At 44.1% G+C, this 26,484-nt stretch carries 25 protein-coding genes; 5 read left to right on the top strand and 20 right to left on the bottom strand.

From position 1 onward, the window contains the following. Positions 1-1,036 precede the first annotated feature (1,036 nt). The 18 genes from GGD38_RS09445 to GGD38_RS09530 form a co-directional block, all read right to left on the bottom strand. Positions 1,037-2,311: an ABC transporter permease gene (locus GGD38_RS09445; RefSeq protein WP_375298244.1), complete on the bottom strand. Its 1,275-nt coding sequence runs from the start codon at positions 2,309-2,311 to the stop codon at positions 1,037-1,039. Positions 2,312-2,441: 130 nt separating this feature from the next. Continuing rightward, positions 2,442-3,827: an NADH-quinone oxidoreductase subunit N gene (locus GGD38_RS09450; protein WP_375298243.1), complete on the bottom strand. Its 1,386-nt coding sequence runs from the start codon at positions 3,825-3,827 to the stop codon at positions 2,442-2,444. A gap of 22 nt (positions 3,828-3,849) precedes the next feature. After that, positions 3,850-5,316: a NuoM family protein gene (locus GGD38_RS09455; RefSeq protein WP_375298242.1), complete on the bottom strand. Its 1,467-nt coding sequence runs from the start codon at positions 5,314-5,316 to the stop codon at positions 3,850-3,852. 41 nt (positions 5,317-5,357) lie between these two features. Then, positions 5,358-7,271: an NADH-quinone oxidoreductase subunit L gene (gene nuoL, locus GGD38_RS09460; protein ID WP_375298241.1), complete on the bottom strand. Its 1,914-nt coding sequence runs from the start codon at positions 7,269-7,271 to the stop codon at positions 5,358-5,360. Positions 7,272-7,324: 53 nt separating this feature from the next. After that, complete coding sequence (nuoK, locus tag GGD38_RS09465; RefSeq protein WP_132556435.1) at positions 7,325-7,654, bottom strand: NADH-quinone oxidoreductase subunit NuoK; 330 nt, start codon at positions 7,652-7,654, stop codon at positions 7,325-7,327. A 157-nt stretch (positions 7,655-7,811) separates the two neighbouring features. Continuing rightward, positions 7,812-8,309 carry an NADH-quinone oxidoreductase subunit J gene (locus tag GGD38_RS09470; RefSeq protein WP_375298240.1) on the bottom strand — a complete coding sequence of 166 codons (498 nt, stop codon included), beginning with the start codon at positions 8,307-8,309 and terminating at the stop codon, positions 7,812-7,814. Between the two features lie 18 nt (positions 8,310-8,327). Beyond that, positions 8,328-8,876, bottom strand: coding sequence for an NADH-quinone oxidoreductase subunit NuoI (gene nuoI / locus GGD38_RS09475; RefSeq protein WP_375298239.1), 549 nt, complete (start codon positions 8,874-8,876; stop codon positions 8,328-8,330). A 70-nt stretch (positions 8,877-8,946) separates the two neighbouring features. After that, complete coding sequence (nuoH, locus tag GGD38_RS09480; protein WP_375298238.1) at positions 8,947-10,020, bottom strand: NADH-quinone oxidoreductase subunit NuoH; 1,074 nt, start codon at positions 10,018-10,020, stop codon at positions 8,947-8,949. A 168-nt stretch (positions 10,021-10,188) separates the two neighbouring features. Continuing rightward, positions 10,189-11,292, bottom strand: coding sequence for a 2Fe-2S iron-sulfur cluster-binding protein (locus GGD38_RS09485; RefSeq protein WP_375298237.1), 1,104 nt, complete (start codon positions 11,290-11,292; stop codon positions 10,189-10,191). A gap of 52 nt (positions 11,293-11,344) precedes the next feature. Beyond that, on the bottom strand, positions 11,345-12,709 hold the full coding sequence (nuoF, locus tag GGD38_RS09490) for an NADH-quinone oxidoreductase subunit NuoF (protein ID WP_375298236.1): 1,365 nt from the start codon (positions 12,707-12,709) through the stop codon (positions 11,345-11,347). A gap of 70 nt (positions 12,710-12,779) precedes the next feature. Then, positions 12,780-13,310 (bottom strand): NADH-quinone oxidoreductase subunit NuoE, encoded by a 531-nt coding sequence (nuoE, locus tag GGD38_RS09495; protein ID WP_375303814.1) that lies wholly within the window; start codon positions 13,308-13,310, stop codon positions 12,780-12,782. Positions 13,311-13,357: 47 nt separating this feature from the next. Then, on the bottom strand, positions 13,358-14,581 hold the full coding sequence (locus GGD38_RS09500; protein ID WP_375298235.1) for an NADH-quinone oxidoreductase subunit D: 1,224 nt from the start codon (positions 14,579-14,581) through the stop codon (positions 13,358-13,360). A gap of 34 nt (positions 14,582-14,615) precedes the next feature. Further along, positions 14,616-15,119, bottom strand: coding sequence for an NADH-quinone oxidoreductase subunit C (locus GGD38_RS09505; protein ID WP_375298234.1), 504 nt, complete (start codon positions 15,117-15,119; stop codon positions 14,616-14,618). Between the two features lie 96 nt (positions 15,120-15,215). Further along, entirely contained in the window at positions 15,216-15,794 is a 579-nt protein-coding gene (locus tag GGD38_RS09510) for an NADH-quinone oxidoreductase subunit B (RefSeq protein ID WP_375298233.1), read from the bottom strand. A gap of 146 nt (positions 15,795-15,940) precedes the next feature. Continuing rightward, positions 15,941-16,348 (bottom strand): NADH-quinone oxidoreductase subunit A, encoded by a 408-nt coding sequence (locus GGD38_RS09515; protein WP_375298232.1) that lies wholly within the window; start codon positions 16,346-16,348, stop codon positions 15,941-15,943. Positions 16,349-16,510: 162 nt separating this feature from the next. Then, a complete protein-coding gene (locus GGD38_RS09520; protein WP_375298231.1) occupies positions 16,511-18,196 on the bottom strand; it encodes a tetratricopeptide repeat protein in 1,686 nt (561 codons plus the stop codon). A gap of 57 nt (positions 18,197-18,253) precedes the next feature. Next, the gene (locus tag GGD38_RS09525) at positions 18,254-19,099 is read right to left on the bottom strand and encodes a PstS family phosphate ABC transporter substrate-binding protein (RefSeq protein WP_375298230.1); all 846 of its coding nucleotides are present in this window, start codon (positions 19,097-19,099) and stop codon (positions 18,254-18,256) included. A 249-nt stretch (positions 19,100-19,348) separates the two neighbouring features. Next, positions 19,349-19,582 carry a hypothetical protein gene (locus GGD38_RS09530; protein ID WP_375298229.1) on the bottom strand — a complete coding sequence of 78 codons (234 nt, stop codon included), beginning with the start codon at positions 19,580-19,582 and terminating at the stop codon, positions 19,349-19,351. Between the two features lie 289 nt (positions 19,583-19,871). Here GGD38_RS09530 and GGD38_RS09535 point away from each other — a divergent pair, with 289 nt between their 5' ends. From GGD38_RS09535 to GGD38_RS09555, 5 genes are all read left to right on the top strand, one after another. After that, positions 19,872-20,351, top strand: coding sequence for a low molecular weight protein-tyrosine-phosphatase (locus GGD38_RS09535; RefSeq protein WP_375298228.1), 480 nt, complete (start codon positions 19,872-19,874; stop codon positions 20,349-20,351). Between the two features lie 59 nt (positions 20,352-20,410). Further along, positions 20,411-21,769 carry a histidine--tRNA ligase gene (hisS, locus tag GGD38_RS09540; protein ID WP_375298227.1) on the top strand — a complete coding sequence of 453 codons (1,359 nt, stop codon included), beginning with the start codon at positions 20,411-20,413 and terminating at the stop codon, positions 21,767-21,769. Positions 21,770-21,795: 26 nt separating this feature from the next. After that, the gene (locus GGD38_RS09545; protein WP_375298226.1) at positions 21,796-23,457 is read left to right on the top strand and encodes a DUF4836 family protein; all 1,662 of its coding nucleotides are present in this window, start codon (positions 21,796-21,798) and stop codon (positions 23,455-23,457) included. Positions 23,458-23,554: 97 nt separating this feature from the next. Further along, a complete protein-coding gene (locus GGD38_RS09550; RefSeq protein ID WP_375298225.1) occupies positions 23,555-24,196 on the top strand; it encodes an ATP-binding cassette domain-containing protein in 642 nt (213 codons plus the stop codon). Positions 24,197-24,205: 9 nt separating this feature from the next. After that, positions 24,206-25,402 carry a hypothetical protein gene (locus GGD38_RS09555; protein ID WP_375298224.1) on the top strand — a complete coding sequence of 399 codons (1,197 nt, stop codon included), beginning with the start codon at positions 24,206-24,208 and terminating at the stop codon, positions 25,400-25,402. Between the two features lie 5 nt (positions 25,403-25,407). Here GGD38_RS09555 and GGD38_RS09560 read toward each other — a convergent pair whose 3' ends face one another. Together GGD38_RS09560 and GGD38_RS09565 are read right to left on the bottom strand one after the other, a co-directional pair. Beyond that, positions 25,408-25,992 (bottom strand): hypothetical protein, encoded by a 585-nt coding sequence (locus GGD38_RS09560; protein WP_375298223.1) that lies wholly within the window; start codon positions 25,990-25,992, stop codon positions 25,408-25,410. Then, positions 25,992-26,438, bottom strand: a complete 447-nt coding sequence (locus tag GGD38_RS09565; protein ID WP_375298222.1) for a DinB family protein — start codon at positions 26,436-26,438, stop codon at positions 25,992-25,994. The genes GGD38_RS09560 and GGD38_RS09565 overlap by 1 nt, the downstream gene beginning before the upstream one ends. Positions 26,439-26,484: the final 46 nt, after the last annotated feature.

Genomic DNA, 26,484 nt, shown 5'->3' on the forward strand with positions numbered 1-26,484 from the left:
CCAGTTTCCGGTTTCCAGGGTCCCGGATAAGAAGCTTAGTATTTAAATTATATAGTCCGAAAGTAGTTAGCCGCCAAAAGCGGAGCTGCTTTCGGACTTTTTTCTTGCCCTCCCAAGCTTATAAGCGCTTCATAAATAATTTAAAATGAACGGCTTATTCAATCACAAGCGCCTATTTACAACAGACAGGTACTATTAAAAGGAAAAAAGAAAACCTTCAGGGAATTCGTAAAACCCTACAGGAATTCGCAAAGCCTTACGGGAAAAGGGAAAACCTTTCAGGAAAAGCCAAAAGATTCAGGGAATTCGCAAAACCCTAAAGGAAATCAGAATTCCTTTAAGGAATTTCCAAAAGCCTGAAAGAATTATGGAAAGCCTGAAAGAATCCTCAAAAGCTTTAAGGAATTGCCGATAGTTTACAAGAAACCTTAAAAGTTGGAAAAAACGGCTATTTATTTACACGAAAACAAAATAGTTGGCAATAACCCCTGAAAGTTTGAAAAAAATAGGAAAAGTTGACAAAGGTTGATCGTTGCAGCGCTGCAATGACTCATTGTAAGCTTACAACGACTTAATTCAACCGTACAACGGGGCATTGCAACCAGCTTTTGATGCGTTGCAGGCGAGCAACGCCCTAAAACAAGCATACTATGGCCTATTTCAACCAGACTATGATACGTTGCAGGCGTACAATGGTTTAAATTAATCTGGCAACGAGTTGTTACAACCTGTTTTGGTGCATTGAAGGCTTACAATAGGTTAAAATAAGTTTGCAATAAGACTTTGCAATCAAACATAGGCGCCATGGTGGCAATAATGGGAAAAAACAATCAAACCCTGTGTAAAAACAAGTGATGAACGAGCAGAACAAGCTATGCAGCATTCCTTTCCGCAGCTGCAGCACCCACGTGAGGCTGCAATTAACTCAAAAACAAAACAACAGAATAACTGAATAACTTTTTAACCTATAAACCAAAAACTATAAACTTTGAACGAAGAGCCTTGTTTTGGGAACTATGAACAGTGAACTATGAACTTACTCATACCTCAATGCTTCAATAGGATTCAGCTTCGCAGCCTTTATTGCAGGATACAAACCGGCCAGCAAACCCACCAGCGAACAAATAAACACACCGGTAAACACCCAATCCCACGGAATTACAAAGCTGGTGCTTAATAATATGCCTACTACATTCCCTAAAATAATACCCAACACAATACCAATGGCAGCGCCCAGCAGGCTGATGATGATGGATTCGTACAGGAACTGATAACGTACATTCTTTCTTTTTCCACCAATGGCTTTTACCAGTCCAATCTCTTTGGTGCGTTCGGTTACGGCAACCAGCATAATATTCATTAACCCAATAGCAGCGCCTACCAGGGTAATAACCCCAATAAGCAATGCAGCCATGGTAATAAAACTAAGGTTACGAATAAGCATTTCGGCAAAGCTGTCGCTTTTATCAATGGTAAAGTTGTCGGTTTCCGATACCGTTAGTTTGCGAATGTTGCGAAAATCGCCGGTAGCTTCGCCAATGGCGCCGTCAATAAGTTTTATATCGGCCACCTTTACCTGAATATTAAATGATGCGTTGGGATTGTTATTAAAGAACCGGCGCACATTGGTGTATGAGGTAATAATGATATTATCGAGGCTGCGCCCAAAAGTAGAGCCCTTGGGTTTTAAGGTGCCTATCACCCGGAATGGAATGTTATTGATGCGAATGATCTTATCGAGCGGCCGTTCAAAGCTTTCGCCAAAGAAACGGGTAGCTACATCCTTCCCTATTAAACATACATTACGGCTCGATTGAATATCCAATGTATTCAGATCGCGGCCATATGAAACAGTAAACCCATTCAGGTTAGTATAGTTCTCATCGCCACCAACCACCCATACGTTAGGGTTGGTTTTTTTATTTTCGTAGGCAATAATGGCATCGCGGGCGCCCATTAAATTGGTGCTTATCAATGCCGGAAATTCGTAGGTTTGTTTAAACGCTTCGGCCTGTTTTTCGGTAATGGGCTTACCCATGTTCGATTTCTTCTCTTTTTTCGCCCCCTTCTTTTCCTTCTTTACTTCGTCGTTATTAAAATGCCGGCGCGGTTCCTGGTAGCGGATGGTAAAACCCATGGCTCCCATGCTTGAAAAGCTTTCTAAAAACTTTTGCCTAATGGCTACTATGGCAGTATTTATACCAATAAGCGCAGTAATACCCAGGGCTATAATGGCCACAGTAATACCCGTACGCAATTTGTTACTGCGTACCGTACGAAATGACAAAGAGAGTGTATCGCGAAGTGTCATACTGAATTAGTGAGCCTAATTTATGAAATATTACGGGGCTTTGGGTAGAAGTTGGATGAGTGGTGAACAGGCCATAAAAAAGATGTGCCCCGATAGATCGGGGCACATCTAAATATTATAATTCTTTAACCTACAGGAAGAAGATATTCGACAACTGATCGAGCAGCCAGTGCGGGAAAATACCCAGCAAAATAACCACCGCTGCAATGGCAATAAGCAGCCCGTTAAACCCTTTAGAAGTTTCAATTTCCTGGGGTTCGCCATCTTTAAAATACATGGCCTGTATAACGCGGAAGTAATAGTACACGCTGATGGCAGCACACAACACACCTACAATAACCAGCCACAAAACGTTTCCATTGTTAACGGCCGCCGATAACATGTAGAACTTGGCCCAAAAGCCAGCTGTTGCAGGAATACCAGCCAATGATAACAGGAAGATGGTATTGGTAGCAGCCAGCACGGGTTGGCGTTTTGCCAGTCCGTTAAAGCCTTCGAACGTATAATCTTTCATTTTCAGCAGAATGGCAAAAATACCAATGGTAGCCAGGCTGTATGCAGCAGCGTAGAAGATCATACCTTCTTTTGCCATATCGTTCATTGCCACCAGGGCAAACAGCATAAAGCCGGCCTGGGCAATACTTGAATACGACAGCATTCTTTTAACGCTTTGCTGAAACACTGCGGTAATGTTACCTATGAGCAGGGTTGCCGCAGTGATAATAGCTGCCAGCATTTGCCATTGTGCTTTTATTTCGCCAAAACAGCCTTCGAACAAGCGAATGAAGGCAATAAAGCCGGCCACCTTTACAATGGTTGCCATAAATGAGGTAAACACGGTAGGCGCTCCATCATAAGCATCGGGCGTCCAGAAGTGGAAAGGTACAGCCGAAACCTTAAACGACATGGCGAATAACAGCAACAACAAACCAGCTGCTATCATGGGTGTTAACTGCGTAGTGCCGGTGCGAATAACTTCCATATCGAAGCTGCCTTTTACACCATAGATAAGCGTTATACCCATGAGCATGATACCGGTTGAAAAAGAACCCATGAGGAAGTATTTCAGCGCCGCCTCATTGCTTTTCAAATTGCGTTTATCGCTACCGGTTAAAATGTATAAAGGAATAGAAATGATCTCGATACCCAGGAACAGCATCAGCAGTGAGTTGAATGCCGATACAATGGAGATGCCGCACAGCACAAAAAATATCAATGCAAAGTACTCAGCCAGGTTCACCCCTACCCGCTCCATATCGCGGCCCGATAGCAGGAAGTAGATCCAGGTACTGGCAAAGGCAATGGTATTGAACAGCAGGCCAAACACATCGAAGGCCAGCATGCCTTTTACGTTCACATCAAAAAAATGATAGCCGCCCAGGTCGAGCACATTGGCTATTATCAACCCCAGCAGGCCAATAATGGCTACGTTGCGTACAGCGGTTTTACTATTTGTGAACACGCCACAAAACATCATCACTACACCCAGAACAGCCGATATTACAATTGCATTCATAAGTCAATAACTAAACGTTCTACTAAGGTAATTTGATAAACATTTTTGAGTAAATGGCATCTACCGCATGCTTCGTTGCTTCGATCATTGGTTTTGGATAAACACCCATTACCACAATGCCTATCAGTAATACAACCAGCACAAACTTTTCATTTACCCGAATGTCGCGGGCATTGGCAGTTAACGTACTGGTATTGCCATACAATACTTTCTGGATCATATTGAGCGTATATATAGCCGACAGAATGATGCTAACACCACCCGCTACCATAAATATGTAATGGTAGTTAGATGCTTTTGAACCAAACACGCCATTGAACATCATGAACTCACCAATAAAGGCATTGGTCAATGGCAGGGCCACGTTAGCAAGCGACACCACCACCAGCATAATGGCCAGTCCGGGTGCTTTTTGTGCCAAACCGCCCAGCTCGCTCATTTTACGGGTACCAAACTGACGCTCTATCAGTTCTACTATTATCCACAGACCAATAATGTTGATACCGTGGTTGAACATAGCCACCATTACACCCTGTATACCTACTGAAGAGGTAACGAATATGGCCAGCCCCATCAACCCCATGTGGGCAATAGATGAATAAGCGATCAGGCGTTTAAGATCGTCTTGCTGCATGGCCACAAATGATGCGTAGATCATTCCGATCACACACATGGAAGCAGCAGGATCGCCCCAACCCCACAAACCGACAGGTAATACCGGCGCCAGCCAGCGCAGGATACCAAACACACCCATTTTAACCATGATGCCGCTGAGTACCATTGTAACCGCTGTAGGCGATTGCTCATAAGCATCGGGCTGCCAGGTATGAAAGGGGAATAAAGGTATTTTAATAGCAAATGCTATAAAGAACAACCAGAACAACCAGCCCTGTGTAGCGCCGGGCAGGTTCACTTTGTAAAAAGAGCTCATGGCAAATGAATGATCGGCAGTGTGGAAATAGATCCAGATAATACCAACCAGCATCAACAGCGAGCCAACAAAAGTGTAGATAAAGAATTTGAATGTAGCCGCGATCCTTTTTTCACCACCCCAAATTGAACACAGGAAGTAAGCAGGAATAAGCGCCAGCTCCCAAAAGAAGTAGAACAACAACGCATCGGAAGCTACAAACACACCCATTAACCCTACCTGCATCAACAGCATAAGGGCATAGAACTTATTTGCATTTCTGTAAGTTGAATTCCAGGTGGCAATGATTATACCGGGGTAAGCAATACCTGTAAGCAGGCACAACAGCTTGCTCATTCCATCCATGGTAAGTGAGAACCTGCTACCCAATGATGGTAACCAGGCCACATCAGTTTGCAGGTACGAGGGGTTGTGTAAAAAAGCTATACCCAATATGGCCACTACCATCGTTACAAGCGAAGTGAACAATGACCATATCTTCACGCTCTTTTCCTCCTTTATAAGGAATGAAAGCAAACCACTCACCAACGGAATAACTATCAGCAATACAGGTATCATTATAATTTCTTGATTTCTGATTTCGAGATTTAGATCTTATCCTATTTCTTTAAGAAGAACGTAACCACAAACAACGCCAGCATACTCAGTACCATCAGCAACACATAGTTACCAACCAAACCACTTTGTAACAGGCGAACCTGGCGGCTGCTGTAACTCACCGCACGGCCAACACCATTTACGATCCAGTCAATTATTCTTCTTTCAAAAATGTTATTCAGGAATTTAGCCAGCCAGTTCATTGGTTTTACAACTGCATAACCATACAGTTCATCTATGTACCATTTGTCGGCCAGCACTTTTCCAAAACCTGCCGGCTCATGTACTTCGGGCTTTTTGCTGTAACGGAACCAGGCAAATATTACCGCAATCAACGCAAGGCCAACTGAGATCATCATCAAATTGATCTCGGTATGGTGCTCAGGCAGTGCAGCCATTTTAATTTCATTCGACTTAGCGAAGATAGGCTCCAGGAAATGCTCCAGTTTGTGCCCGCCTATGTTCAGCACTTCAGGCGTACCCAGGAAACCACCAGCAGCTGCCAGTATAGCCAGCACTATCAATGGAATGGTCATAGCTGCGGGGCTTTCGTGCAAATGGTGTTTTTGCTCTTCTGTTCCACGGAAAGAACCACGGAAAGTAGTTGCATATAAACGGAACATATAGAAGGCCGTCATCATTGCGCCGGCAACACCCAGGTAAAAATAAATGGGGTCTTTAGCGTAAGCAAAAGCCAGGATCTCGTCTTTTGAGAAGAAACCACTGAACGGCGGTATACCTGCAATAGCTATACAACCAATAAGGAAAGTGGCATGGGTAATGGGCAGTTTTTTCGACAGGCCACCCATTTTGCGAATGTCCTGCTCATGATGCATGGCATGAATTACAGAACCGGCACCAAGGAACAACAGGGCTTTAAAGAAGGCGTGCGTCATTACATGAAATACCGCTCCGGTGTAAGCGCCAACACCTAAACCCAGGAACATATAACCTAACTGGCTCACAGTACTATAAGCCAGTACTTTTTTAATATCGTTTTGTTTAATGGCAATGGTAGCCGCAAACAACGCTGTAGCCAAACCAATTGCCGCTACTAAACTTTGTGTGGTTGGCGCCAGGGTATATAAAATGTTGCTGCGCGCGATCATATAAATACCGGCGGTAACCATGGTTGCCGCGTGGATCAGTGCCGATACAGGTGTAGGACCCGCCATGGCATCGGGCAGCCAGGTATATAAAGGTATTTGTGCACTTTTACCGCAGGCACCTACAAACAGTAAGATGGTAATACCGGTAATATCAACAGGTGTTAATTTGGTAAACAGATCGAACACTCCGGTACCTTCGGCTGTAGTATATGTAACGGTGCCCAGTTTTGCAATAAGCCAGAAGATGGCGATCAAAAAACCAAGGTCACCAATACGGTTCATGATAAAGGCCTTCTTGGCTGCATTGTTGTATTCAGTGTTCTTGAACCAGTAACCAATAAGGAGGTAAGAACACAAACCAACACCTTCCCAGCCAATGAACATGATCACATAGTTGGCGCCCAGTACAAGCAGCAGCATGGAGAACACGAACAGGTTGAGGTATGCGAAGTAACGGCCATAATGCTCTTCCCGCTCTTCGTGCATATAGGCGGCTGAGTATACATGTATCAGAAAACCGATACCCGTAATGATCAGCAGGAAGAGAGAAGAAAGCTGGTCTATTTGAAATGCAAAAGGAATTGATAAAGAGCCGTAGCTGATAAAGTCGAACAGGTTGGCAACATGGGTGTTCCCGTTCTTTACCTCAGTAAAAAGCAGCACACTCACTAAAAACGAAGCTAATACCATACCGCTGCCAATGATACTGATCAACGGTTTGGAAAGTTGTTTTCTGAGCAAACCATTGATCAGAAAGCCAACCAGTGGAAAAAAGGGAACCAGCCAAACTAATTGTAACACGTTCATACAGTTTTAAGCTTAACACTAAATACTCAACGCAACTTTCGGCGTTAGACGTTTTAGTGCTTTAACCTGTTTAAAAAATTTACATCCACCGAATGCGTATTGCGATACATCATTACAATAATGGCCAGTCCCACACTTACCTCGGCAGCAGCCACCACCATAATGAAGAATACGAAAAGTTGTCCGTCGATACCGGCAGAAGCGCTTTTACCAACACCAGCCACATGGTGCATTTTTGAAAATGCTACCAGCAACAGGTTCACGGCATTCAACATAAGCTCAATGCACATGAAGATGATTATGGCATTACGGCGGGCCAGTACACCCACAATACCTATACAAAAAAGGGCAATAGCCAGGTAGATATATCTTTCAATTAACATAAGTCTCTTTTAAAAATCTCAAATTCCAAATCTCAAGATCCAAACAAATTCCAAATCTCAAATTTCAAGTTCCAAAGAAATCTCAATTCTCAAAGGCTTCCGGAATTTGGTGCTTTGTATTTATATTTTTGGTTCTTGGTGCTTGGTGCTTGGTGCTTTATTTCTTACCGATAACAACGGCACCAACCATGGCACTCAGGAACAGCACGCTGCTTATTTCAAAAGGCACTACGTAATCGGTGAACAGGGCTTTACCCAGGTTTTTGATCAAACCAATATCACCGGTGCCCAGCAACGCTACTTTACCTTTTACTTCGGCCTGCTTTAATGCAGCCACCAGTACCAGCAACAGGCATCCGCCTGCTACTACCCCGGCCAGCTTAAGCCATTTATTCTTTTGTGGTTCGGTTTCGGCATTCAGGTTCATTAACATGATCACAAACAGGAACAATACCATAATGGCGCCTGCATAAACGATCAGGTTTACAATACCAATGAACTGGGCATTCATTAAAATATAATGGCCCGAAATTGCAAAGAAGGTAACAATGAGCCACAATACACTATGTACCGGGTTACGACTGATAACCACCATTATGGCGCTGCCCAGTGCCATTGCACTTAAAGCATAAAATAATACTTGCGATATATCCATTGCAGCTTGTGTGTTCTGTTAATTGGAATTTGCTTTCCGGTTACCAATAGCTTTCGCGTATTCACCGGGATTTTCTTTAGGGCTGGGGATCAACAGATCCTCTTTTCCGTATATAAAGCCTTTACGCTGATAGTTTGATGGCGCAAAAGTTTCACTCAGGTAAATGGCGTCTTTCGGACAAGCCTCTTCACACAATCCGCAGAAGATACAACGCAACATGTTGATCTCGTACTTAGCGGCATACTTCTCTTCGCGATACTTGTTCTCTTCGCCTGGTAAGCGTTCGGCAGCTTCCATGGTTATGGCTTCGGCCGGACAAGCCAGCGCGCACAAACCACAGGCGGTACAACGTTCGCGTCCATCTTCATCGCGGTTAAGGATGTGCAAACCACGGAATACCGGGCTAAACGGGCGTTTTTCCTCGGGATAGCTGATGGTCGCTTTCTTTTTAAATAGATGCTTTAAGGTGATCAGCATACCCTTTGCAATACTCCACATGTAGAGTTTCTCTACAACCGTCATGGGTTTGCGATCAACCGGTTTAGCTCTGTTTGTTAATGCTTGCATTTATAATCAATTAAGTCAGAATCACAAATTTCAACGTCGGGCAAAAGTATCTTTTCCTTTCAATACAGCCTTAAAATTTCCAGCCGTTGTTCTTCAACAATACCAGTGCAGCGGTAACGATCATGTTGATAAGGCTTAAAGGGATCAACCCCTTCCAGCCCAGGTTCATCAACTGGTCGTATCGGAAGCGCGGGATGGTCCAACGCACCCACATGAATATGAAGATGAAGATCACCACTTTAATGATCAATGACAGTCCCTGGAACAGGGCCATCAGGTTTACCCCAACACTTTGTGTAAGGTTGGCATCGTTAATGAACGGAATATCATAGCCACCAAAGAACAGGGTTGCCATTACCACACTGCTGATGAACATGTTGATGTATTCGGCAAACAGGTAAAAACCCAGTTTCATAGATGAATATTCCTGGTGATATCCAAAGTTCAATTCGTTTTCTGCTTCGGGTAAATCGAAAGGTGTACGGTTACATTCTGCAAAGGCGCACACAAAGAAGATAAAGAAGCCCAATGGCTGATAAAATACATTGTACCAGCTGTCGAGCTGTTGGCCAACGATCTCACTCATCTTCAAAGAACCGGTGAGCATCAGTAAGGCGATCAGCGAAAGGCCCATAGGCAGTTCATAACTGATAACCTGCGAAGCGCCACGCAGGGCGGCCATCAGTGAGAATTTGTTGTTTGAGGCCCAGCCCCCGATCATAATTCCATAAACACCCATGCTCACAACACCAAACACATATAATATTCCAATATTGATATCGGCGATCTGCAGGTTTACTTCGCGACCAAAGAAATTGATCTTTCCGCCCCAGGGTATAACGGCCGATGTCATCATAGCGGCCAGCATGGCCAAACAGGGGCCTAAAATGAACAGGAAGCGGTTTGAGGTGTTAGGTATTATCTCCTCTTTCATGAAGAGTTTCAACCCGTCGGCCAGTGGTTGCAAAAGACCAAAAGGTCCTGCGCGGTTAGGTCCGCGACGGTCCTGAATAAAGGCAGCTACTTTACGTTCGGCATAAGTTTCATACATGGCAATTACCAATGATATGGAAACGATGGCAACAATGAGCACCAGTTTCTCAATCACAAAAAACAGGTCAATAGCTAATAAAGCAGAATGCATTTTTCTTATTTATTGAGATCAACGTTAACAACAATCCTTTGTCTTTCTATACTTCCAGGCTAGTGGTTAATGGCTAATAGCCAGTGGGGTTTAAATTCGTAACTCGCTATCATTTCCAAACCCCTGCATTTCCCACTCGCCATTTACTACTCGCCACTCGCCTTTTCCCTACTGACCTTTCGGTTTCTCGCTCTTCTTAAAGTCGTTAGAATGAGCCGGTCCCTGGATCTTCGACAGATCGATCTCCGGTTTATTCACTTCACTTATTGAATGAATATCCATCAACAGGCGCGGGTTGCGGCCACCCATAACTTCGGGTAAGGCTTCGTGTGGTTTCACGGTGTCAACATAGTGGTTGGCACTGATCACCGAATGACGGCTTACTTTGGTTGGGCCTTCAATTACCCAGTCGCTGGTTTTCTTTTTCTCGAAGCGGCATTCATTACAGATCCAGTCCTGTACTTCGCCCCATTGGTCTTTACGACCGGTAACGCGAAACACCTCATCGCCACGGCGCCACAGGGTTACTTTACCGCTACATTTAGAACAGCTGCAATGAGCATCTTCCGGCTTCAGGAACCATACACGGTTTTTGAACCGGAAGGTTTTATCGGTCAATGCACCTACAGGGCAAACGTCAATAACGTTACCTATAAAGTCATTATCGAGCGCTTTCTCAATGTAAGTAGCGATCTCGGCATGGTCGCCGCGATCGAGTACACCGTGAACGCGTTTATTGGTAAGCTGGTCGGCAGTAAATACACAACGATAGCACAGAATACAACGCGTCATGTGCAATTGTATATAGGGCCCCAGGTTATGTTTTTCAAATTGACGGCGGGGGAATTCGTAACGGGTACCTTCAGCACCATGTTCGTAGCTGAGATCCTGCAGGTGACATTCACCAGCCTGGTCGCAGATAGGACAATCGAGCGGATGGTTGATAAGCAACAACTCTACCACACCTTTACGGGCATCCTGAACACGTTCACTGGTAATGTTCTTTACCACCATGCCATCCATTACATTGGTACGGCAGCTGGCAACCAGTTTCGGCATCGGACGGGGATCGGCAGTTGAGCCTGCTGCTACCTCCACCAAACAGGTACGGCATTTACCGCCGCTGCCTTTCAGTTTGCTGTAATAACACATGGCCGGAGGCGCTACATCGCCGCCGATCATACGGGCAGCATTCAGGATACTGGTTCCCGCTTCCACCTCAATGGTGATGTTATCAATGGTTACTTTAAATAATTTAGGTTGATCAGCCATATTCACCCCAAATCCATCCTAAGACGGACTATTTAGTTTTTAAATTTATTTCTTATGCTTTAGGCGCTGCAACAACAGGTAACGGATCGGCATAATGCGCCAGTCCATAATTCCTGTTCTGCGCCGCATTCGGGTACTGTACGTGCCATTCAAACTCATCTCTGAAGTGACGAATAGCAGCAGCTACCGGCCAGGCGGCGGCATCTCCTAACGGACAAATCGTATTACCTTCTATCTTACGTTGAATATCCCACAACAGATCGATATCGCTCTTTTTACCTTTTCCGTACTCGATGTTCTTCAGGATCTTTTCCATCCATCCGGTGCCTTCGCGGCATGGTGAACATTGTCCGCAACTTTCGTGGCGATAGAAACGCGCCAGCGTTAACGTATGACGCACCACGCACTGGTCTTCATCGAGCACAATAAAACCACCCGACCCCATCATGGTACCAGTGGCAAAACCACCGTCGCTCAGGCTCTCATAGTTCATCATCCTGTTTTCACCTTTTGCTGTTTTCAACAACAGGTTGGCAGGCAGAATGGGAACAGAGGATCCACCCGGGATACAAGCCTTGAGGCGTTTGCCCTGGGCAATACCACCACAATACTCTTCGCTGTAAATAAACTCTTCCACCGAAATGGTCATGTCTATTTCATATACGCCGGGTTTATTAATGTTACCGCAAGCCGAAATAAGCTTGGTGCCGGTTGATTTACCTACACCTATTTTAGCATATTCTTCGCCGGTAATATTCATAATAGGAACTACGGCAGCAATTGTTTCCACGTTGTTCACCACTGTTGGGCAATCCCACAAACCTTTTACCGCCGGGAACGGTGGCTTAATTCTTGGGTTACCTCTTTTTCCTTCCAGCGACTCAATCAATGCTGTTTCTTCACCGCAGATATAAGCGCCGGCGCCGCGTTGTACATAGATCTCACAATCGAAGCCGCTGCCCAGAATGTTCTTACCCAGCCAGCCATTGTTCTTAGCTTCGGCAATAGCCTGCTCCAGTATATCAACGATCCACGCGTATTCACCGCGGATATATATAAATGTTCTGTTTGAACCTAACGCATAAGATGCTACGATCAATCCTTCCACCAACAGGTGCGGAATAAATTCCATAAGGTATCGATCCTTGAAAGTACCGGGCTCCGATTCATCGGCATTACATACCAGGTAACGGGGAACGCCTTCAGGTTTGGCCAGGAAACTCCATTTCATACCGGCAGGGAAACCCGCGCCGCCACGACCGCGCAAACCGCTTTTCTTTACTTCTTCAGTTACCTGGTCGGGGCTCATGGTCTTGAGCGCTTTTTCCACGGCACGATAGCCGCCTTCACGACGGTAAACATCGTAATTACGGATCCCCGGAACATGCGCTTTTTCTAGTAATAGTTTCTTTCCCATACTTTATTCGTTACCGGTTACCGGTTACCAGTTCCCGGGGCCCGGCAACTGGCAACTGGCAACTTTTATCTTAGTTGTTAGTTACTGCATTTCTTTCACACTCATCAATAATAGCATCAACCTTCTGTTTTGTCAGGTGCTCACGGTAATGTTTACCAATTTGCATCATGGGAGCATAACCACAGGCGCCCAAACATTCTACCGTTTTCAGGGTAAACAAACCATCGGCAGTTGTTTCACCAACTTTAATACCCAGTTTGCTCTTTATATATTCAATGATATCGTCGCTGCCATTCAACATGCACGGCCCTGTTTGGCAAACTTCAAACACATATTTACCAACGGGTTTCAAATTGTACATGGAGTAGAAGGTGGCTACCTCATACACTTCAATAGGTTCTATTTTGAGTATTGAAGCCACATAATCCATGGTTTCAGCACTTAACCAGCCACCGAATTCTTCCTGGGCAATATGCAATACCGGTATCAATGCACTCTTTTGCTTTCCTTGTGGATAGCGTGCAATGATCTCGTTTACTTTTGCCAGTTTCTCTGCAGAAAATTGAGCCACTTTCTTTGAAAGATTTATGTTTACAATAATCGTCTTTTCATTATCACATTAGCACATTAGCTAATTATCTCATTAACCTAAGCGTCCATCTCCCCTGCTATCAGGTTCAGGCTACTGAGGGTAATGATAGCATCACTCAACATAGCGCCTTTAGAGATCTCTTCGTATGCCTGGTAATAAACAAAGCACGGACGACGGAAGTGCAGCCTGTAGGGCGTGCGGCCTCCATCGGTGATGAGATAAAAGCCCAGTTCACCATTACCACCTTCAACAGACTGGTATACTTCGCCGGCCGGCATATCAATTTCACCCATAATGATCTTGAAGTGCCAGATCAACGCTTCCATTTTCGTGTATACGTCTTTCTTTTCGGGCAGGTAGTATTCAGGAACATCTGCATGAAACACTTCAGCATCTTTTCCTTTAAACTCTTTTACTTTACGAACCGCCTGCTCAATGATGCGAAGCGATTGCCACATTTCCTGGTTACGTACCAGAAAACGATCGTAACAGTCGCCGGTGCTGCCCACCGGTATATCAAATTCAAATTCTTCGTAGCTGCTATATGGTGTGTGTACACGTACGTCGTAATCAACCCCGGCTGCACGCAGGTTGGGCCCGGTAAAACCGTAATTCAGCGCTCTTTCGGCACCGATAGGTCCGCAACCTATGGTACGCTCCATAAAGATGCGGTTACGGGTGAACAGGTTCTCAAACTCCTTCAGCACTTTGGGGTATTCGCGCAGGAACTTATCTAATTTCTCAAATGCGGTAGGTGTGAAATTTCTTTCAAAACCGCCTATGCGGCCAATATTGGTAGTGAGGCGCGAACCACATATTTCTTCATATATTTCGTATATCAGCTCGCGGTATTGCATTACATACAAAAACCCGGTGAAGGCGCCGGTATCTACACCTACAATTGAGTTACAAATGAGGTGATCGGAAATGCGCGCCAGTTCCATAATGATCACACGCAGGTAATCTACGCGCTTAGGTGTTTGAACACCCAGCAACTTCTCGCAGGTTATATGCCAGCCCATATTGTTGATGGGGGCCGAACAATAGTTCAACCTGTCGGTCAATGGGGTGATCTGATACAGGGGTCTGCGCTCGGCTATCTTCTCAAACGCACGGTGAATGTAGCCTATGGTTTGCTCGGCAGAAATGATGCGTTCACCATCCAGTTCAAGGATGTTTTGAAATACACCATGGGTAGCCGGGTGCGTAGGCCCTAAGTTCAGGGTCGTGGTTTGTTTCTCGATTGAGCCTTCGGGTAATTTTATATGCTGATCACTCATAAATTCGATAATTAGAAGTAGGCACTAATACACTTTATCGTCCAAACATTTCGTCGTCTTTATCAACACGGGTTTGTTCTTCCAGCGGAAACTCTTTACGCATAGGGAAGTAATCCATTTCATCCACATTCAAAATGCGCTTCAGGTTTGGATGACCAATAAAGTTCACGCCATAAAAATCATAGGTCTCTCTTTCCATCCAGTTGGCTGCAGAATACAAGGCAGTGGCACTGTATACATCGGGTGTAGTGATGTCGGTGAACACTTTGAACCTGATACGTACATTATTGGTAAGGCTGTGCAGATGATAAACAACTGCCAGCTCACGTCCTTTATTATCGGGATAGTGTACAGCCTGCAGATCGGTCAGGAACTGGAACTTCAGCTCTTCCTCATCAAATAAGAATTGAAGTACTTTCAGATTGAGGTCTTTGGGCGCTTCAAAGGTGAGCATGCCATAAGGCTCCTGAAACTGTTGAACCTGCTCGCCAAACTTTTCAGTTAACCGCTGTTGTATGTATTCGTTCGTTAATGCCATATACCTATCCCCGTCATGTGGCGGAGGGAGATTTTAATTTAATTATTAAGACGAGATTACGGAACCATTAGCACATTAGCTAATTAGCATATTAGCTTATTGGATCCCGTAGCTCTCCATTAATTGTTTATACTTATCGCTGTTCCGGCGGCGCAGGCTTTCGTTCCCTATCAACTCCTGCACTTTCAAAATGCCATCGATAACCGCTTCGGGCCGGGGCGGGCAACCAGGTACATATACATCTACAGGAATGATTTGATCGATACCCTGTAACACACTGTATGTATCGAAGATACCACCACTGCTGGCACATGCGCCCATAGCCAGCACCCAACGGGGTTCGGCCATTTGCAGGTACACTTGTTTTACAACGGGGGCCATCTTTTTAGCAATAGTTCCCATTACCATCAGCAGATCGCACTGGCGGGGCGAAAAGCCCACACGCTCTGAACCGAAACGGGCCAGATCGTAGTGCGAAGCCATAGTAGCCATAAATTCAATTCCACAACAGGAAGTAGCAAAAGGCAGGGGCCAAATGGAGTTCTTACGGGCCAGGCCAACCACTTTATCGAGGCTGGTGGAGAAAAAACCTTCACCCATATAACCCTCAGGACCTTCCTTAACCAGTTTCACATCGGTTTGACCGTAGATATTATATTGAACAGGACGTGCCATAGAATAATTTGATAATTTGCTAATGTGCTAATTTGCTGATAAAAAATGTTACTATATTATAACAACTCACAATCTTGTAAGTTTCTGCTTTTGGTATTAAAAAACCATTAGCATATCAGCACATTATCTCATTAGCACATTGGTGTTTAGTCTTCCCACTTTAACGCTCCTTTCTTAATTATGTATATAAAGCCACACAGAAAAAATGCAATGAACATCAATACAGCACCGAACCCACTCCAACCCAGCTCTTTAAAGTTTACTGCATAGGGGTAGAAAAAGATAACCTCCACATCGAACAATACAAATAAGATCGCTACCAGGAAGTACTTAATGGCCATAGGCTGACGTGCGTCGCCATGGCTTTTAATACCACTCGTAAAGGTCTCTAACTTGTCGGCTGTATTACGTTTGGGCCCCAGCCAGTGGGTAACGCCCATCATTCCGGCAACAAAAATGATCGCGAAAATTAATTGAATAGCAATAGGGAGATACCAGAAGGAACTATTGGGATCTTGGGCAACGGTGGAAACTTGGACTTGTAACAGGTACATAATCATAACCCGTTTTGGTTTAGGGGCAAAAATAAGACAGGGTTTTATATTTTCAACTTCTTAACAGATTAAAATACAAATCCCCCCGTCAGATTTTTAAAAAATCTGTCCGGGGGGACTGAATATGATGCGTTTACTGCTTTGTTTACCGAATGTTAACGGCTATTTTTTGGCAGCTGCGCCAGATTTGGTAGCACCGGTTGTCTTTTTAGGAGCAGGGGCCGGGCTGGCTGGTTTGTTGATCAGTTTTTGCAAAGCAGGTTTAGCTGCAGTGGCAAACTGATTTGCAGGATCAATAGCCAGGATCTTTTCCACATACGCCAATGCCGCTTTAGGATCTTTTTTAGCGTCATTGGAATACTGGGCCAGGTACATATATGAGTTTATGATCTGCGATTTGAACTTAACAGAATCAAGCTTTGCAGCCATTTCTGCCAGTTTTTCGTAAGGCGCTACGGCAATTCCTGTGGTCATAGCAGTGTCCATAGCCTGTTTGGCACGGGCACACCACAAATAACCAAAGATCTGATCGGGATATTTGGTTTGATAAACACCGCAGAAAATGCTGTCGGCTGTAGTATAATTGGCTGCCTGGTAGTTAGCCATACCCCAATTATACAGGTCAGTTTGAGTAGGCTCTTTTTTCAGGCTGTAAGCAATACCCAGCCAGTTAGCTTCCTGTTTGCGATCGCCTTGTTTTTTAGCCAGTGCAGCCGCTTTGTTGATGTATTTGATCTTGTTCTCTGCAACTGTATCTTTTTCAACCGCTTTTTGCAGGTTTACAAAAGCCTGGGCTTCGCTGCCTGGTGTTTGCAGGTTGATGTTTGCCAGCTCTTCGTAGTCGGCAGACACGATATCGTCGGGATTTTGTTTAGCAAAATAGTCAGTTATGTATTTGTTGGCACAGCTCATGTCTTTGAGGGTATCGCAGGCATAGGCCACCATTTTATACATACGAGGGGCAACTTTATCCCCAAATTGGCTGATCAGGCTCAACGCTTTATCTTTTGCCTCAGCAAATTTGCCAGAAGCATAGAGGAAGTCGGTTTTCAAATATTCAACATCAGCACCCTGATCTGAATTAGCGGCAAATTTCTCCAGGTAAGGAGCCGCTTTATTTACGTCTTTGAAGTACCAGTAGTAGAATAATTCAAAGTAAGTAGGTGCATAAGCAGCATCAGCCTCGATGGCTTTATCAAAACCAGGCAGGAACATTTCGGCATTCCGCTGGGTAAGATAGATCTTGGCGATCTTGTGGTGTGCTTCGGCTAATTTGGGATCGAGACCCAGGGCTTTTGTATAAGAAGTAATGGCATTACCACCATCAATTAATTTACGGTAAGCATCGCCCATGATGATGTAAGTCTCAGGATCTTTAAATCCTTTTACCTGCGTGGCCAGGTTCAGCTTTTCGATGGCATAAGTGGCATCGCCAGCTTTTTCGTTTACGTTAGCACGGCCAATAGCATTAAAAACTTCTATGTCTTTTGCTTTTGTGAGGGAAATGGCAGTTTCAAAACGTTGGCGTGCATCGTTGGTTTTGCCTTCGCGCAGTTCTATTTCACCCATGCCAACAAGTATAAGAGGGGCATTGCCATTCGATTGCAGGGCTTTCGAATAGAGGTTTTTAGCTGCTGTAGAATCTTTCTGCTCCAGCATTGTTTGTCCAAGCCAGTATGTTGCCTCAATATTGTTCGGATTCGAAGCCAGTACCTTTTCAAAATTTTCCCTGGCACTTTTGTACCGCTCGTAATAAAAGAACTTCCTCCCCTGCTCCACACTCTGGGCAAATAGCATGTTGCTACCCAGTACAACCATGGTTACAAAACTGATGAATCGCTTGCTCATTGTAAGTCGCTATTTTTTTAAAGTTTTATAATGAATTAGGAATCCGCTGATTAAAAACTAATTAGAAATTTGCATCGGTCTTCTGTCAAACCCCATTCTCGCAGGCAATAAGTATGCCCGATAAAATATCTTCTGTCCTTTTTCGTAGATAAGAAAATTTGCAAAACCGTTGCCAAGCCCGTCGTAATTTTCCTTTAAAATATAGTAAAGGGGCCTTATCATCGGATACCTGTCTTTCGCAATGTTATATTGCACCGGATCAACGTATATGCCACTCTCCGTTTTTTGCTTACTTTCTATTTGTGCAATTTTAACTTTTTTTAGGAAACTTAGTTGCGTTGTGTCATCTTTATTCCCAATCCAACTTACGCCAAGCAGCCCTATAGCGTCTTCATTTTTAGAAACATAGTCAATTACCCCCTCGGTATTTTGCGCAGCTACGATGTTACTGCTCAAAGGTTGTCCTTTCAGCAACGAATCAACCACAAAACGCACCGTACTGGTGGCTGTTTTTCCGTCGAGCAGCATTTTGTATTTATAGCCGCTGGTGCCTTTTGCAATTGATCGAATGTCTTGCATGGAGAACAGCGTGTCCTTTACCTTATTGTTTACAATTACGGCCACTGCATCCCAGGCAAGGGCGCCGAATGCCGGTTTGTATTGCAACTTATTGGTAAGCGTACTTAACTCGGTCTCACTCAAACCTCTTGTTACAATAACCATGCGAATACTGTCAACATTCAGATCGCGCAGGCAGTCTGCCTCGGGCTTATAATTTACTATAATGTGTGCGTCGGGATGTTGTGATTCAAAAACTTTTATCTGCGAGTCAATTACCGGCTTAAAACTTTCATCCACACTTATGCGAATGGTGCCGCTGGTTGTAGTTTCCTGGGGGGGCACGGGGCCTTTCTTATGTGAGCTACATGCGGTTGCAAATAAATTAATGCAGCTGAGCATTACTAATCCCCGGAACGCCGGACGAGCTAACCCTATCCATTTCATCTTAGTATCTTCTTAGTTATCAAAGCCTGGAGAAACCTCATTTTCAATCTGTTAGTTTAATCAGATTTTAATACAGGCTGCTGCCAGATTACATGTGTCTATTGCAATTTCTGATGCAGTCTTTTAGTGGCTGCGCAGAAAAATGTGCTACTTTAAATAGTCTCTTTTTATACCGCGGTAAACCCTGAATCCGCCATACAACAAACACAGTCCACCAAAAATGTAGTTAAAAGGCGGAGTAAAAACTGCGCCCAGTCCAAACTTTTCGGCGAAGAACATTACCACGGCCATGCCGGAATAAATAAGTCCCATGCCCAGATCCATTATAGCCCGTCTGTTGATATAAGCCCTTTGTTTTTTATCGTCAAAATCCTCGTCCATGAGTACATTTTTAGGGTCCGGGCAAGATAAGAAATAAACACGTTACGAAAATCCCGGGTTTAATGACTTTATTCAAAAAATGAGATGCAGGGGCGGGGGAATTCCATAAAACGGTTTGTGGTTTGAGGTTTAGGTTTGTTGTTGGGTTTGGTAATTTCCAGGATTCAAGCCGTGAGGGCAAACTGCTGAGCCCTGCCGATTTGAGGTAAGTTGTTTTAGCGAGGCTGGAAATTGAACAACTATAAACTACAAACAACAAACTACAAACAACAAACTATCTTTGCCGGCTATGAAGATTTTAATGGTTTGCCTCGGCAATATTTGCAGAAGCCCGCTGGCCGAAGGCATTTTACAACAAAAAGCAAAACAGGAAGGACTGTCGTGGACCATCGACAGCGCCGGCACCAATGGCTACCATGTGGGCGAAGCCCCACACCATCTATCGCAAAAAGTGGCACTACTAAACGGTGTCGACATCAGCCATCAACGCGCCCGCCGGTTTACGGCTACTGATTTCAGGCAGTATGATAAAATATACGCCATGGCCGAAGATGTAATTGATGAAATGCAGCGCATTGCCCGTAAAGACTTTGACGCCACCAAAGTTGAACTACTCATGAATGAATTGCATCCCGGTAAAAATATGGATGTGCCCGACCCCTGGTATGGCACCGAACCCGGATATCATGAAGTGTACGCCATGATCGACAAAGCGTGCGATAAGATCATTGATAAATATCGAATACTGAATGACGAACGCCGAATGTAGAAGTAAGTATTCAATTCAACATTTAATAATAGCGAGTTTAAAAAATCAGGTAACTATAAATGTCTAAACCATCATTACCACAGGGTACAAGAGACTTCGGACCAGAGGTGGTTCGCAAACGACAATATATTTTCAATACCATTCGCAATGTATTTGAACTGTACGGTTTTCAACCACTGGAAACACCAGCCATGGAAAACCTGGAAACCCTTATGGGCAAATATGGCGAAGAGGGCGATAAACTCATCTTTAGAATTCTTAATAACGGCCTGCCCAAAAAACCGGAAGAGGCCCGCACGAATTTTGAAAAAGTACTGGAAGGAAAAAATGTAGAAGGTATTACCGAACGCGCACTCAAATACGATCTAACCATTCCGTTTGCACGCTATGTGGCCATGAACCAGGGGCAACTCACTTTTCCCTTTAAACGCTACCAGATACAACCGGTTTGGCGTGCCGACAAACCACAACGTGGCCGCTACCGCGAATTTTACCAATGCGATGCCGATGTGGTGGGCAGCAAATCACTGCTAAATGAAGTGGAGCTCGTTAATATTTATAACGAAGTATTCAACCAACTGGGACTAACCGGTTATGAACTTCGCATCAATAGCCGTAAGATCCTGGCCGCCCTGGCAGAATTTTGTGGCGGTATGGAAAAAATGGTTGACATTACCATCGCTATCGACAAACTCGATAAAATAGGCATTGATAAGGTTAAAGAAGAACTGGCGCAACGCGGTTTGAACGAAGCACAAATAGCCACTATTGAAAAGTACCTCAGCATCGATGGCAGCAATGAAGAAAAGCTGCAACAGATTGCTGCATTGCTCGGTCACCTTGAAACCGGTAAAAAGGGTATTGAAGAATTGGAATATGTGAACAGCCAGGCCGGTATCGGCAACCTCATCATCGACTTTACTCTTGCCCGCGGCCTTAACTATTATACCGGCATCATTTTCGAAGCCAAAGCCCCTGCTACCGTTAAAATGGGCAGCATTGGCGGCGGCGGCCGTTACGATGACCTCACAGGGCTGTTTGGCGTACCCGATATCCCCGGCGTGGGCATTAGTTTTGGGGTCGACAGGATCTATGATGTGCTGGAAGAGCTTAAATTGTTTCCCGAGGGCGTATATACCGGCACCCAGGTGCTGTTCTTTAATTTAGGCCCCGCAGAAAGCAGCGCCGCCTTTACAGCCATGCAATCGCTACGCAAACAGGGCATTAGGTGCGAATTATACCACGAGCAGGCCAAAATGGACAAACAGTTCAAGTATGCCGAAAAGAAAAATATTGGTTTTATTGTAATTATTGGCAGTCAGGAAATACAAAATAATACGGGCGTTGTAAAAAATCTAAAAACCGGCGTCCAGGAAACGGTGGCACTTGCCAACCTTAGTAATAAATTGTTTATTTGAGCTCTATTTCTAAACAAACCCATGATATGCAACGAAACCGAATAAGCCTGATATTACTTACAGTCGTAATATCAGGTATCGTATCCTGCAAAAGCAACAAAACAGGTATAGCCATACCCAAAGATGCTTCTGTAGCTGTACATGTAGACGTTAAATCCCTTACCTCTAAAGTGAGCTGGCAGGAAATTCAGCAAACAGAATGGTTTAAAGAGGTTTATAACAACGAAACCGATTCATTTGCCCGCAAAACCCTTGAAAACCCGGCCGGCACAGGTGTTGATCTTCAGGGCGACCTGGCCTTCTTTATGAAACAACGCGGCCAGGGTGGTTACCTGGTAGTTGAAGGCGGCTTAAAAGACGCTGCTGCTTTTGAAAAGTTTGCCACTGAAGTTAACAAAGGCGGTAAAGTAGTTAAGAATGGCGATGTTAGCGTACTTAACACCGGCCTTAAAAGCCTGGTAAGCTGGACCGCCAACCGTTTTGTGTATATCGCCGATATGCCTATGCCCAATGCATACGCCAGTATGGGTAGAGGCAATGGCGACGAACCTTTCGCATTTAAAACCGACAGCTTACAAAAGTTTGCGGTTGAGTTGTTCGACCTGCCCGGTAAAAACAACCTGGCAAACGACGAACGTTTTGCATCATTGTTAAAAGAAACCGGCGATGTTCATTACTGGGTAAATGCCGAACAATATGGCAACAGCCTCGGCGGCTTATTATCAATGGTTAAGTTAAGCGTGTTGTTCGAAGGCAATGCCTACGGTACAACCGTTAACTTCGACAATGGTAAGATCACCTTAAAGTCAAAGGCATGGTACAATAAGCAACTGACAGAGCTGATTAAGAAATACGGTGGTGAAAAAGTAAGCGAAGCAACCATCAACCGCATTCCTTCAAAAAATGTATTAGCAGCATTTGCATTTAAATATAAACCCGAAGGTTTCAAAGAACTGATGAAATTGCTGGGCGTTGATGGTTTTGTAAACAGCGCATTAAGCAGCGTAAATTACAGTACCGACGAGTTTGTGAAAGCAACCAAAGGCGATGTGCTTATTTCAGTAACCGATCTTGAAGTAAAAGCACGCTCATATGGAGAAGCATCTCAGGATATGCCAACCATACCTGAACCAACTGCAAAAGTGTTGTTTGCTACTTCGGTAAATGACAAACCTTCTTTTGACAAACTGTTTGGTATTATACAATCAAAGTCGCAGGAGCTTGGCAACTTTACAAAAGATATCCACTTCCAATTGAACAACGATTGGTTTGCGGTAAGTAATTCACCCGAGCAGGTAAATGGCTTTTTAAGTGGTGGCAATAGCAATTTAGACTTTGCCAAACGTATTAGCGGTAAATCATTTGGCGGTTATATTAATGTACAACAGATCCTGAAATCAACTTCACCTTTGGCTACCGATAGCAGTGCCAAAGCAGCGTTGGATGCCTCAATCAATATGTGGCAGGATATCTATATGCTTAGCAGTGGTACAGAAAATGGCGCTTACACCGGTGAAGCAGAAATTAACCTGGTTGACAAAAGCACCAACAGCCTGAAGCAACTGAACAAATATATTGATACTATTGTGAAATTGACGCGCAGCAAACGCAGCCCTTACGATGCACAGGTAAAAGTTAGCGACCCGGCTTCCATGAGCATGGCCGCGCTTGAACCAGCTTTACACTAGTATTAATTATATTACACAACATTAGGAACAAGCCTGCTCACCGGAACACTACCAACGGGCAGGCTTGTTGTTTGAATTAAAGTAATCACCGGCCAACATGCAACTTCAATTACAGCAACTCTTACCGGTTTATTTCGACGAAAGTCAACGCAACAATTCTGAGGTGTGGCGAAAGGACCTGACTTTCAACAAAGGTGAGTATGTAAAGATCGTAGCCCCTTCGGGCAGCGGTAAATCATCGCTCATGCACTTTTTGTATGGCCTGCGCAATGAGTATAACGGTAACATTGTTTATAATAATAACGATGTGCGAAAGTATACTGCAGAAGACTGGGCCGGCTATCGAAAAGACCATGTGAGCATTGTTTTCCAGGACCTGCGTTTGTTTCCCGAGCAAACTGTTTATGAGAATATAGAGTTGAAGAGACAACTGAATCCCTTTCACCCTGCAGAAAAGATAAAGGAAATGACGGAGCGCCTGGGCATTGGCAGCAAGTTGAATAACAAAAGCCGTATTTGCTCGTATGGCGAACAGCAGCGTGTTGCCATCATTCGCGCATTAATGCAGCCCTTCGATTTCCTGTTGCTCGATGAACCATTCAGTCACCTCGACGATAAGAACTCGCAGAACGCGATGCAATTGATGCTGGAGGAAGCCAGATTGCGCAATGCCGCCATCATCTTTGCCGATCTTGAACGCATTGACTTTTTCCCGTACACCCGATTGTTTCATTTGTAATCTTTTCCCGTGTCAGTATCATTTAAACCCATTCGCACTTTATTGCAAACCGGTACCAACACCGGTTCGCGCTGGTTCTCTTATATTGGTTTAGGCATTGGCGTATTGCTGTTGTTGTGCTCTATTCAAATGTACATCAACATACAGCAGTTGTTAGGTGGCGAAACCCAACGTAAAGAAGGTTACGATTTCATTTCGATATCGAAGACCATAACCAACGAGACCATGGGCCAGCTGGAAAAGAACCTGTTCAATGAAAATGATATAAAAGACATAAGCAATAAACCCTTTGTTCAGGGCGTATCGCCGCTTACCGCCAACCGCTTCAGGGTACAGTTAAGCGCCGGCGATATCATTCCTTTCAGTACCGATATGTTCCTTGAGTCGCTGGATGATAAGTTCATTGATACAGTACCGCCCAACTTTAACTGGAAAGAAGGGCAGGATTATGTGCCCATCGTTTTTTCCAGCGATTTCCTGGAAATATACAATGTGTTTGCACCCGGTTATGGGTTACCGCAACTGTCTGAAAGCACCGCATCGCAGGTAATGGTATATATAACCTGTTTCGGACCAAATGGAGAAAAACAAACCTTCCGCGCCTCTATAGTAGCGCTTAGCGATAGGGTTAACTCTATTATTGTTCCTAAAAACTTTCTCGACTGGGCCAATAAAAAGTTCGGTAATACAACCGATGTAAAAGCAAGCCGCTTATACATAAAAACCCAGGATGCCAACAATCCCGAGTTCCTTTCTTACCTGCAACAAAAGAATTATAAAGTAAACAAGGACAAAACAAAATTCGGCCGCGTTAAACAGGTGCTGCAAGGCATCTTTAGCGGACTGGGTATTTTCGGTTTACTGGTGGTTATACTGGCATTAATGCTGTTCTCCTTTTATTTGCAGCTAATGATAGCGCGCAGTAAAGACAACTTACAATTATTGCTTATGCTTGGTTATTCGCCCAACTGGCTTAGCAAAAATGTATCGAAGCAATTTATTCCGGTATATATAATGGTTGTGCTGTTTGCATTGGTGCTTACCGAAGGCATGCAATGGGCCTTTCACCATTTCGCAATGTTCGATAGGCCCGAACTATCGTCAATGCTTCACTGGGCAGTTCTTTCCACTGCCGTATTTTTAATTGGGTTATCGCTGTTGACCAATTACCGAATGGTAAAGAAGTTATTATATAAACTGGTGTAGAAAATTCAATAGCCGTATTTAGTTTTAAATGCGGCTAATTCTTCTTCATTCAACCGCTTTAGCAAATATGTTTGGTTGCCATCGCGGTCAGCTTCAACAAAAGGCACCTTTTGATAATAGAACTGCTGTAATACCTGGCATAAAATAAACGTATGCTTTTCGCTATTTAAATAATAACGGCAACCAACGTCTCTTCCATCTATAGTAAACGATACATAATTCAACGTGCCATCTGAGGTTTGATAGAACCTGCTTTTGCCTTCAGAATACCTGAGCCCCGCATAGGAATGTATAACAAACTTCAGGTCCTTTACTTTCTCTATCTCATACTCCACCTCTCCTATTTTAATAGTTGCAGGAGTTATTATCAACTTCGTTTTTGATAAAATGTAAGGCTGTATATTACCTTTCTTGATAGCGAACATTATTATTCCTGCTACAACGGCCAGTATAAATAAAACACTGGCAGCTTTAACAAAACCGGTAACGCCCAATATTAATGCGCCTATTACCAACCCCAGCACAGTTGCGCTGCCCAGCTTTACAGTTTTGTCGGTATTCTTTACAATTATAAAAGTGCTAAACTCCATTAACCAATTTGTTTTAAATGATGCTCCATGTGCTCAACATAATCTATGGCAAGCCACTCAAGTGTTTTTGGATCACCAGAAGGAGTGATCACAGTATAAAGCAACTTATCTGCAGGTATAGTACTGATAATGTTTAGTATTTGCTTATTCAATCCACTCCATAATTGCAGTAAATGCGCCAACGGTAACTGCTGGTACCGGTTAATTACCACCAGTTCATCCTGGTTGTAACGTATAACGGTATATGGTTGTGGAAAGTATTGGGTATCGGTAAAACGCTTCAGGTTATTTATAGCAGAATCTATAAGATGGCCCAGTATTTCCTGTTTCGACCATTTGCCCGGGGCGGGCTTTTGTAACAGTACATCGGTAGAGAATTGTTTAAAATGTTCAGGTACTTCCTGAATATGTTTTTCTAATTGCAGTAAAGCAGTTTGCAGGTTCATAATGATATGGTTTGAACCTGCAAACTAGGGAATTTAGATACAAGTT

Origin of the sequence: Niastella sp. OAS944 (assembly GCA_024809215.1) — a bacterium.
Taxonomy (GTDB): domain Bacteria; phylum Bacteroidota; class Bacteroidia; order Chitinophagales; family Chitinophagaceae; genus Niastella.